This window comes from Nocardioides sp. P5_C9_2, from assembly GCF_054049555.1.
Genome location: NZ_JBFUMD010000091.1, coordinates 1 through 9,700 on the forward strand (window position 1 = coordinate 1; position 9,700 = coordinate 9,700).

Here is a 9,700-nt window from a genome sequence, read left to right on the forward strand (position 1 = left end):
GGGGTGTAGTCGCCCGTGAACAGCGGCGTCTGGGCGGTGTTGAACTCGATCCACGGGGCGACGTCGGCGAAGCCGGAGCTCAGCGAGCTCAGGATCCCGACGGCGATGGGCAGGATCAGGCTGTAGACGAAGTAGCCCACGATGGCGGCCGGGGTGTTCATGAGCAGGGTTGCGATGGCGAAGCCGATCAGCACGCCGATCACGTTGGCGAGCACGAAGCCGTTGAAGAGCAGGTTGCCGTCGACCGACCAGTCGGCCTCGGCCCCGGTCGCGATGCCGATCAGGGTGCCGACGACCGCGATGAGCGCGGCCAGGACCATCACCGCGAGCGCGAGGGCGAAGCCGGCCAGGAACTTGGCGACCACGACCCGGGAGCGTCGCGGCTCGAGGGTGAAGGTGACCAGGCCGTTGCGCTGGCTGGCCTCGCTGGTGACCAGCATGATGATCAGGATCGGCATGAAGTAGCCGAGGACCCCGCCCGCGACGCTGAGGAAGTCGCCGTAGCCCAGCGCGTCGTCGGGCGCCGCGAAGGCGTAGATCACCTGCACGGCCAGCACGAGGACCAGGATCGCGATGGCGAACCACCGACCGGCCCGGGTGTCGAGGGCCTTGCGCAGCTCGACCTTGGCCAGCCGGCTCATCGGTACGGCGCTGCTCGAGCCGAGGTCGATGGTGCCGAGGTCGGGGGCACCTGCCTGCGGGATGCCGGCGTGGGAGGTGGCGCTCATGAGGCAGCTCCTTCGAGGACGTCGCGCTGGGTGTCGGAGGTGAGGGAGAGGAACAGGTCCTCCAGGCCGCCCTCGGCGGCGCGCAGGTCGGTGAGCACGATCGCGTGCTCGGCGGCCGCGCGACCGATCTCGACCGGGGCTGCCTCGACCCGCAGGCCCTGGCCGGCCGCGACCACCGTGTGACCGCGCTCGGTGAGCACCGTGGTGAGGAGCTCGTTGTCCAGCGACATGGCGTGGGTGGACCGGTGCTCCGCACCGGCCAGCAGCTGCTCCTTCGTGCCTTGGGCCACGATCCGCCCGTGCCCGATGAGGACCATCTCGTCGGCGATCAGCTCCACCTCGTTGAGGAGGTGGCTGGACAGCAGGACGGTGCCTCCGCGGTCGGCGTACCCCTTGAGCAGGCCACGCATCCAGCGGATGCCGGCGGGGTCGAGGCCGTTGGCGGGCTCGTCGAGGATGAGCACCGACGGGTCGCCGAGCAGCGCGTGCGCGATGCCGAGGCGCTGCTTCATGCCCAGCGAGTAGTTGCGCAGCCGGCGCCTGGACTCGCGGGCGTCGAGGGAGACCAGCTCGAGCATCTCGTCGACCCGCGACGACGGCAGGCCCATCGTCTCGGCGCCGATCGTGAGGATCTCTCGTCCCGTGCGCCCGGCGTGCTGGGCGGACGCGTCGAGGAGCACACCCACGTGGCGACCCGGGTTGGGGATGTCGCGGTAGCGGTGGCCACCGATGGTGACCTCTCCCGACGTGGCGGTGGTCAGGCCCACCATCACGCGCATCGTGGTGGTCTTGCCGGCACCGTTGGGCCCGAGGAAACCGGTCACCCGGCCGGGGCGCGCCTCGAAGGAGACGTCGTCGACGGCCGTGAACGCGCCGTACGACTTCGTGAGGGCTGTTACGCGGATCATGCCCGACAGCCTGCCGTCCCGACAGCCTCCGGACATCGGTCGCAGGGCTCGGACCGGCCCCTACCAAAGTAGGGGCGGTCCCGCGACGGCCTAGCCTGTGCGACATGGACCGCCCGCCCCCCGGGGAGATGCAGCCCCCGCTGACCTGGCGCAGCCACGCCTGGCGGCTGGCCGTGTGCGCGCTCATCTCGGCGCTGGTCTGGTCGCAGGCGATCGAGGGCGAGCTGGAGTCGCACCGGGTGCTGTTCTGGGTCGAGATCCTCTTCGGCGTCGCGTCGTACGTCCTGGTCGTGCTGCGGCGACGGGCACCGGTCACCATCGCGATGGTCATCGCCCTGCTCAGCACGTTCTCCGGGATCGCCGCGGGCCCCGCGACACTGGCCGCGGTCTCGGTGGCCACGCAACGCGTCGCCTGGTCGGTGGCGCTGGTCGGGACCACCAACTTCCTCGCGGCGACGGCGTACTCGTTCTACGCCCCCATCGAGCTGCAGGACCCGTCCTGGCTGGTGGTCGTGGTCAACCTCGTCGTCAACACCGCGATGATGGGCTGGGGTCTCTACCTGGGGTCACGACGCGAGCTCGTGTGGACCCTGCGGCAGCGCGCCGCCCGCGCGGAGTCGGACCAGGAGCTGCGGGTCTCCCAGGCCCGCGGCACCGAACGCGCCCGGATCGCCCGCGAGATGCACGACGTGCTGGCCCACCGGATCACCCAGGTGTCCATGCACTCCGGCGCCCTGGCCTTCCGCGAGGACCTCGCCGCCGACGAGCTCCGCGCCGGGCTCACCCAGATCCAGGGCAAGGCCAACGAGGCCCTCCACGAGCTGCGCGGCGTGCTCGGCGTGCTGCGCGACGGCAGCGGTGAGCCGATCGACCAGCCGCAGCCCCGCTTCGCCGACGTCGAGGAGATGGTGGTCGAGGCCCGCCGCAGCGGCATGAACGTGACGTACGACGACCATGTCGACGTCCGCGACGAGCCCGTGCCCGACGGGGCGGGCCGGACCCTCTACCGGATCGTGCAGGAGGGGCTCACCAACGCCGGCAAGCACGCCCCGGGCGCCCACGTCAGCGTCCTGGTCGAGGGCGACCCCGGGCGCGGCCTCGAGGTGGAGGTCCGCAACCCGATCGGCTTCCACCCCCCGGGGGCGACGCCGGGGGCCGGCCTCGGGCTCATCGGCCTCGCCGAGCGGGCGGAGCTGCGGGGCGGGCGGCTCGAGCACGGGCGTCGCGGCCAGCTGTTCGTGCTGCGGGCCTCGATACCGTGGACGGCATGACCACGTCGACGAGCGACCCCATCTCGGTCCTCATCGTCGACGACGACGCGCTGGTGCGCTCGGCGCTCACCCTGATGCTCGGGGGGCAGGACGACATCCGGGTCGTCGGCGAGGCCGGGGACGGCGCCGCGGGCCTGCGGATGGCGTCGGCGCTGCGGCCCGACGTGGTGCTGATGGACATCCGGATGCCGGTCATGAACGGGCTCGAGGCCACCCGCGCCCTGCACCGCGAGAGCAGCCCTCCCGCGGTGATCGTGCTGACGACGTTCGACGCCGACGACCACGTGGTCGGCGCAGTCGCCGCGGGTGCCGACGGCTTCCTGCTCAAGGACACGCCGCCCACCGAGATCGTCAACGCCATCCGGCTGGTCGCCGGCGGCGAGGCGATGCTGTCCCCGTCCGCGACCCGGTCCCTGCTGCGCCAGGTGCGGTCCGGGGCGCCGGACGACCGCTCCGCCGCCGCCCGGTCCCGGATCGCCCTGCTCACCCTGCGCGAGCGCGAGGTGGCCGTGTGCGTCGGACGCGGGCTGGCCAACGCCGAGATCGCCGCCGAGCTCTACCTGTCGGTGCCGACCGTCAAGGCGCACGTGTCACGGCTCTTCGAGAAGCTCGACGTGACCAACCGGGTGCAGATCGCGATGTGCGTCCACGACGCGGGACTGGTCTGAGCTCAGAGCTCGTAGACCGTCCCGGGGACCGCGAGCTCGAGCGGGCCGTCCCACGTCGTGCGGGCCTCCACCAGGGCGTCCTGGGGGTCGTGCCACGGGGGCACGTGGGTGAGGACCAGGCGCTCGACGCCGGCGCGCCGGGCGGCCGTCCCGCACTCGGAGCCGGTCATGTGCAGGTCCGGCGGGTTGTCCTCGCCGTCGCGGAAGGAAGCCTCGCACAGGAACAGGTCCGCCCCCGCGGCGATCCGCTCCACCTCCTCGCACGGCCCGGTGTCCCCGCTGTAGGCGACCGACCGGCCGTCGGCGCTGACCCGCAGTGCGAAGGCGTCGACCGGGTGCACGACCGGCGTGGACTCGACGCGGAACGGACCGACCTGCACGACCGGCTCGTGCGGGCGGAAGTCGAACTCCTCGGTCATCCCGGGGTCGAGGGGCAGGTCGTAGGCCCGCGCCATCCGTCCGGGGGTGTCCGGCGGACCCCACACGGGGATCCGCGGCTGCGCGCCCGTCGGGTGGTACTTGCGCATCACGTAGTAGCCGCACAGGTCGAGGCAGTGGTCGGCGTGCAGGTGGCTGAGGAAGACGGCGTCGACGGTGAGCGGGTCGACGTACCGGTGCAGCTGGCCGAGCGCACCGTTGCCGAGGTCCACCAGGATCCGCCACGGGCGCGTCCGGCTCGGCTCGCCCGCAGGACCGTCGGCCTCGAAGAGGTAGCTGCTCGCGGAGGAGTCGGGGCCGGGGTAGGAGCCCGAGCAGCCGATCACGGTGAGCCTCACCGCAGGCCCCCGGCGAACTGGGAGGCCCCGAGCAGCTCGGCACCGAGGAACCGGCGACCGATGGTCTCGAACTCGTCGGGCCGTCCGGTGGTGGCGAAGGCGTACGTCGGCTCGCCGGACTCGCGCATCAGGTCCCCCCGGACCAGCATCTTGTAGACGTCCTTGGCCGACTCCTCGGCCGAGCTCACCAGGGTCACCCCGTCACCCATCACGAGGGAGATGATGCCCGTCAGCAGCGGGTAGTGCGTGCACCCGAGCACGAGGGTGTCGACGCCGGCCGCCACCAGGGGGTCGAGGTAGTCGTGGGCGACGGCCGTCAGCTCGTCGCCGCCGGTGACGCCCTGCTCGACGAAGTCCACGAGGCGCGGGCAGGCCTGGACGTGCAGGTCGACCTGCGGGGCCGCGGCGAACGCGTCCTCGTAGGCCATCGACTCGGCCGTGGCGCGGGTGCAGATCACCCCGATGCGTCCGGTGCGGGTGGCCGCGACTGCGCGCCTGGTCGCGGGCAGGATCACCTCGACGACCGGGACGTCGTACCGCTCACGGGCGTCGCGCAGCATCGCCGCGCTGGCGGAGTTGCAGGCGATGACCAGCGCCTTGACGCCCTGCTCGTAGAGGTGGTCGAGGCACTCGAGCGCGTACTCGCGGACCTCGCCGATCGGCTTCGCGCCGTACGGCTGGCGTGCGGTGTCGCCGACGTAGAGGATCGACTCGTGCGGCAGCTGGTCGATGACCGACCGGGCGACGGTCAGGCCACCGAAACCGGAGTCGAAGATCCCGATCGGGTCCTCACGGTTGATGGTCGGCACAAGCAGCAAGGCTAGGGCGTGCGGGCCGCGGATGGCACGCGCGCGGGTACGTCGGCCCTGTCACACCTCACGCGGGCCCCCTGCGCCTAGGCTGGCCCGCATGCCTGGACGCACCGTCGTACGACGCTCCCTCGCCCTGCTGGCCTCCGCCGCGCTGATGAGCGCGGGAGCCGGCTCGGTCGCCGCCGACGTCCCCGTCCGGGCCGGCGCGCCGGACGCGGGGCGCCGGGTGGCGGTGGCCGATACGGTCGTGGTCATCTCCGTCGACGCCCTCAACCCCAACGCGCTGACCCGGCTCGGCCGCAAGGGCGCTCCGAACCTGCACCGGCTCATCCGGCAGGGCGCGACCACCCTCAACGCGCGCACGGAGCAGGAGCTGACGCTCACCCTGCCCAACCACACGGGCATGGTCACCGGTCGACGCGTCCAGGCCGCGACCGGCGGGCACGGCGTGACGTGGAACGACGACCGGCTGACCCCGCCCACCGTGCAGGCTGCTGCGGGTGGTCCGGTCGAATCGGTCTTCACCGTCGTCGACGACGCCGGCCTCTCGGCCGGCTTCTTCGCCAGCAAGACCAAGTTCTCGCTGTGGGACCGCTCGTGGCCGATCGCGACCGACACCCAGACGATCATCGAGGGCAACCAGGGCCTCGTCCGCGCCTTCAAGCGGGACCTCGCCGGCTCCACGCGAGCCCTGCGGTTCCTGCACCTGTCCGAGCCCGACGTGGTCGGGCACGCGAAGGGCTTCATGGGACCGGCCTACCTGCGCGCCGTGCGGCGCACCGACCGCCGGGTGGGCTCGATCATCGACGTGCTGCGCACCGAGCCCCGCTACGCCGGGCACACCGCGGTCATCCTCACCGCCGATCACGGCGGCCGGGGCGCGACGCACGTCGACCCGACCAAGGTCTGGGACTACCGGATCCCCTTCGTCGTCTGGGGCGCCGGCGTCGAGCCTGGCACCGACCTCTACGACCTCAACCCCGACTACGCCGACCCCGGCCGGGCCCGGACGACGTACGACGGCGTGCAGCCGGTGCGCAACGGCGACGTCGCCAACCTCGCGCTGGACCTCCTTGGCCTGCCGGCGGTCCCGGGCAGCGAGCACGACGTGAACCAGGACCTCGACGTCAGCACCGAGACCGGCGCGCCCTGACCCTCAGCGCTCGCCGGGCAGCGGCCACGGGTTGAAGCGGCAGCCGTCGAGCCCCTTCGACTGCTGCATCATCACCGGCGCGGGCCGGCCCGGACCGGGACAGCCGACGTGGCCATGACCGAGCCAGTGCCCGGTCTCGTGGTTGACCACCATGTGGCGGTAGTCGCGCAGCGGSTGGCGGGCGGCGTTCCACGCCGGGGACGCGTGCTTCCAGCGCTCCTGGTTGATCACGACGTAGCGCCCGACCCGACACGACCACATGGTCGAGCAGGTCGACGAGAAGGACGGGAGCGCCGAGGCGGCCGCCAGCACGAGGGTGAAGTCGCCACCCCGCGCCACCCGGCGGAACTGGATGCCACCGGCCCGCCAGCCCCGCGCGTCGTCGTACGTCTCCTGCGCCTCGCGACGGAAGACCGCGACRCTGGTGGTGAGCCGGCCGCGCGTGGCGACGCTGTAGGTCACCCGGCGGCGCACCGGGGCGGCGTAGGTCACGGGCGGCGTCCGGGCGCTGATCGCGGTCGTCCACGCATAGCCCTCGGCCCGCACCCGGACCTCGACGCTGAGTCGGGCGCCGACGTCGCCCGCGCCGGGGCGGTAGCGGCGCTCCCGGGCGCCACGGACCGGCTCGCCGTCGCGCAGCCAGCGGTACGTCGTCTCCTCGCGGCGGGGCGTCCAGGTGCCGGGGTCGGCGCGGAGCACCTCTCCCTGACGGGCCCGCCCGTCGACGGACGGGATCCCGGTGTTGGTCAGGGAAGGCTCCATGCGGGCCGGCGCGGCGGCGACGGGTGCGGACGGCAGCAGGGTCAGCAGGAGCGCAGCGACGACCAGGGAMGGCCGCGGGTGGCGCAGGACTCGGAGGGGCACACGAGCATCATGCCCACAGCTGGCCGTCGAGACGATCCTCCGCCTCGTCGACCGTGCCCTCGTAGGCGCCGGTCGAGAGGTACTTCCAGCCGCCGTCGCACACCACGAAGGCGATGTCGGCACGCTCGCCGGCCTTGACCGCCTTGGCGGCCTGGCCGAGCGCGGCGTGCAGGATCGCGCCGGTCGAGATGCCGGCGAAGATGCCCTCCAGCTCGAGCAGCTCCCGCACCCGGCGGACGGCGTCCCGCGGTCCGACCGAGAAGCGCGAGTCGATGAGCGAGGCGTCGTACAGCTCGGGCACGAAGCCCTCGTCGAGGTTGCGCAGGCCGTAGACCAGCTCGCCGTAGCGCGGCTCGGCGGCGACGATCCGCACCTCCGGCTTCGCCCCGCGGAAGAACCGCGAGACGCCCATCAGCGTGCCCGTGGTGCCCAGCCCGGCCACGAAGTGGGTGATGTCGGGCAGGTCGGCGAGCAGCTCGGGCCCGGTGCCCTGCTCGTGCGCGAGGGCGTTGGAGTCGTTGCCGTACTGGTAGAGCATCACCCAGTCGGGGTGCTCGCCGGCGACCCTCTTCGCGACCCGCACGGCCTCGTTGGAGCCGCCGGCCGCGGGCGAGGAGACGATCTCGGCACCCCACATCCGCAGCAGCTGGCGGCGCTCCTCCGAGGTGTTCTCGGGCATCACGCAGACGATCCGGTAGCCCTTGAGCTTGGCCGCCATCGCGAGCGAGATGCCGGTGTTGCCCGACGTCGGCTCGAGGATCGTGCACCCGGGACGCAGGGTGCCGTCCTTCTCGGCGTGCTCGATCATCGCGAGCGCCGGGCGGTCCTTGATCGACCCGGTCGGGTTGCGGTCCTCGAGCTTGGCCCACAACCGGACGTCGGCCCCGTTCGACTGGACACCGGGCGACAGCCGCGGCAACCCGATCAGCGGGGTGCCGCCGACCGACTCCAGCAGGCTGTCGTAGCGCGTCATGCGCTCAGTGGGCTCCGCCGGCGACAGCCGGCAGGACGACGACCTGGTCGCCGTCGGCGAGCCCGGCCTCGAGCCCGCCCATGAAGCGGACGTCCTCGTCGTTGATGTAGACGTTGACGAAGCGGCGCAGGTCGCCCGACTCGATGAGCCGGTCCTTGATCCCGGGGTGGTTGCCCTCGAGGTCGTCGATGAGCGCCTGCAGGTTCTCCCCGCTCCCGTCGACGGCCTTGGCGCCGTCGGTGTAGGTGCGGAGGATCGTGGGGATGCGGACCTCGATGGCCATCAGGGGGTGCTCTCTTCCGATTCGCGGGGCTTCAGCTGGGCGACGACGGAGACCTCTTCCTCGGTCACCTCGCCGTCRATGATGCGATACGACCTGAACTCCACAGGGCCCTCGTTATTCCCGTGGGTGCGCGTGCTCACGAGGACGTAGTGGGCGTTCGGCTCCATGGCGAGCCCGATGTCGGTCCGGCTCGGGTAGGCCTCGGTGGCGGTGTGCGAGTGGTAGACGACCACCGGCTCCTCGTCGCGGGCGTCCATGTCCTTGTACAGCCGGAGCAGGTCGGTCGAGTCGAACTCGTAGAACGTCGGGCTGCCGGCGGCGTTGACCATCTCCACGAGCCGCTGGGGGCGGTCGCTGCCCTCGGGGCCGGCGACGATGCCGCAGGCCTCGTCCGGGTGGTCGCGCTTGGCGTGGGCGACGATCGCGTCGTACGTCGCCTGGTCGATGGTCAGCACCCGTCCACCCTAGGCAGTCCCCCGACTTGACCCCGCACCGTCTCACCACATATATCTTGACATCAAGATAGATGCGCAGCGATATCCAGAGCGGGATCCACGTGGGGGACGCGATGACGACCAGTACGACGCAGCCGTTGACCCGGCGTGGCATCCCGCTCGAGCGGGACCTGCGGGTGCTCGCCATCGGCTCGTTCGCCAACCGCTTCGGGGCCGGCGCCGTGATGACGACCAGCGCCCTCTACTTCACCCGGCAGGTGGGGTTCTCCGCGGCGGAGGTCGCGTTCGCGCTCTCGGTGGCCGCCCTGGTCGGCATCGTGGTGCAGGTGCCGGCCGGCCACCTCGGCGACAGCCACGGGCCGCGGCGCATGCTGACCGTCTTCATGGTCGGCGCCGCCGTCACCAGTGCCCTCCCGGTCCTGGCCCGCACTCCGTGGCAGCTGGCGCTGCTGCTCGGCCTCCTCGCGCTCTTCGAGCGTGCGGCCGGCTCCGTCCAGCAGGGCGTCATCGCCCAGCTCGCCACGGGCGGACGCGGCGTCCTGTTCAAGGCCTACCTGCGCGCGGTCACCAACACGGCCATCGGGCTCGGCTCCGTCTTCGGCGGCGCCGCGCTGGTGGTGGACGAGACGTGGGCCTACGTCTCCGTCTTCGTGCTGAACGCCGTGTTCACCGGGTTCGCGGCCTGGAACAGCACGCGCCTCCCCGACCTCCCGGCGTACCGACGCGCGGAGGGCGAGCCGCGGATGGCGGTCCTGCGGGACTGGCCCTACGCCGTCGTGGTGGCCATCACCGGGCTGTTCTCGTTTCAC

The 9,700-nt window shown here is 72.2% G+C and carries 12 protein-coding genes; 4 read left to right on the forward strand and 8 right to left on the reverse strand.

Translation table 11 applies throughout. The features are described from left to right. Positions 1-728 (reverse strand): ABC transporter permease (locus ACXJKL_RS06805; RefSeq protein ID WP_457206299.1); only part of this gene is annotated, 728 nt, incomplete at its 3' end. After that, positions 725-1,636, reverse strand: a complete 912-nt coding sequence (locus ACXJKL_RS06810) for an ABC transporter ATP-binding protein (RefSeq protein WP_457206300.1) — start codon at positions 1,634-1,636, stop codon at positions 725-727. The genes ACXJKL_RS06810 and ACXJKL_RS06805, both read right to left, overlap by 4 nt. Before the next feature lie 104 nt (positions 1,637-1,740). On the opposite strand from ACXJKL_RS06810, the gene ACXJKL_RS06815 reads away from it, so the two are divergent. Both ACXJKL_RS06815 and ACXJKL_RS06820 read left to right on the forward strand, forming a co-directional pair. Continuing rightward, positions 1,741-2,907 (forward strand): sensor histidine kinase, encoded by a 1,167-nt coding sequence (locus ACXJKL_RS06815; protein ID WP_457206301.1) that lies wholly within the window; start codon positions 1,741-1,743, stop codon positions 2,905-2,907. Then, a complete protein-coding gene (locus ACXJKL_RS06820; RefSeq protein WP_457206302.1) occupies positions 2,904-3,575 on the forward strand; it encodes a response regulator in 672 nt (223 codons plus the stop codon). Before ACXJKL_RS06815 ends, ACXJKL_RS06820 begins: the two co-directional genes overlap by 4 nt. Positions 3,576-3,577: 2 nt before the next feature. Here the strand turns inward: ACXJKL_RS06820 and ACXJKL_RS06825 are convergent, their stop codons facing one another. After that, positions 3,578-4,351, reverse strand: a complete 774-nt coding sequence (locus ACXJKL_RS06825; RefSeq protein WP_457206303.1) for an MBL fold metallo-hydrolase — start codon at positions 4,349-4,351, stop codon at positions 3,578-3,580. Then, positions 4,348-5,160, reverse strand: coding sequence for a glutamate racemase (murI, locus tag ACXJKL_RS06830; RefSeq protein WP_457206304.1), 813 nt, complete (start codon positions 5,158-5,160; stop codon positions 4,348-4,350). Before murI ends, ACXJKL_RS06825 begins: the two co-directional genes overlap by 4 nt. A gap of 100 nt (positions 5,161-5,260) precedes the next feature. Between murI and ACXJKL_RS06835 the strand changes: the two genes are divergently transcribed. Next, a complete protein-coding gene (locus tag ACXJKL_RS06835; protein WP_457206305.1) occupies positions 5,261-6,316 on the forward strand; it encodes an alkaline phosphatase family protein in 1,056 nt (351 codons plus the stop codon). 3 nt (positions 6,317-6,319) lie between these two features. Here ACXJKL_RS06835 and ACXJKL_RS06840 read toward each other — a convergent pair whose 3' ends face one another. The 4 genes from ACXJKL_RS06840 to ACXJKL_RS06855 are packed head-to-tail and all read right to left on the reverse strand — an operon-like array spanning position 6,320 to position 8,891. Beyond that, positions 6,320-7,180: a DUF3152 domain-containing protein gene (locus ACXJKL_RS06840; protein WP_457206306.1), complete on the reverse strand. Its 861-nt coding sequence runs from the start codon at positions 7,178-7,180 to the stop codon at positions 6,320-6,322. Between the two features lie 7 nt (positions 7,181-7,187). Beyond that, the gene (locus tag ACXJKL_RS06845) at positions 7,188-8,153 is read right to left on the reverse strand and encodes a PLP-dependent cysteine synthase family protein (protein WP_457206307.1); all 966 of its coding nucleotides are present in this window, start codon (positions 8,151-8,153) and stop codon (positions 7,188-7,190) included. Positions 8,154-8,157: 4 nt separating this feature from the next. Next, positions 8,158-8,436, reverse strand: coding sequence for a MoaD/ThiS family protein (locus ACXJKL_RS06850; protein ID WP_457206308.1), 279 nt, complete (start codon positions 8,434-8,436; stop codon positions 8,158-8,160). Continuing rightward, a complete protein-coding gene (locus tag ACXJKL_RS06855) occupies positions 8,436-8,891 on the reverse strand; it encodes a Mov34/MPN/PAD-1 family protein (RefSeq protein ID WP_457206309.1) in 456 nt (151 codons plus the stop codon). Before ACXJKL_RS06855 ends, ACXJKL_RS06850 begins: the two co-directional genes overlap by 1 nt. Before the next feature lie 113 nt (positions 8,892-9,004). On the opposite strand from ACXJKL_RS06855, the gene ACXJKL_RS06860 reads away from it, so the two are divergent. Beyond that, the coding region (locus ACXJKL_RS06860) for an MFS transporter (RefSeq protein WP_457206310.1) at positions 9,005-9,700 on the forward strand (696 nt) is incomplete at its 3' end.

Excerpts from the sequence above, each read along its gene's own strand:
- ACXJKL_RS06815 (WP_457206301.1), top strand. The coding sequence starts at position 1,741 with ATGGACCGCCCGCCCCCCGGGGAGATGCAGCCCCCGCTGACCTGGCGC.
- ACXJKL_RS06810 (WP_457206300.1), bottom strand. The coding sequence starts at position 1,636 with ATGATCCGCGTAACAGCCCTCACGAAGTCGTACGGCGCGTTCACGGCC.
- ACXJKL_RS06835 (WP_457206305.1), top strand. The coding sequence starts at position 5,261 with ATGCCTGGACGCACCGTCGTACGACGCTCCCTCGCCCTGCTGGCCTCC.
- ACXJKL_RS06845 (WP_457206307.1), bottom strand. The coding sequence starts at position 8,153 with ATGACGCGCTACGACAGCCTGCTGGAGTCGGTCGGCGGCACCCCGCTG.
- ACXJKL_RS06820 (WP_457206302.1), top strand. The coding sequence starts at position 2,904 with ATGACCACGTCGACGAGCGACCCCATCTCGGTCCTCATCGTCGACGAC.
- ACXJKL_RS06850 (WP_457206308.1), bottom strand. The coding sequence starts at position 8,436 with ATGGCCATCGAGGTCCGCATCCCCACGATCCTCCGCACCTACACCGAC.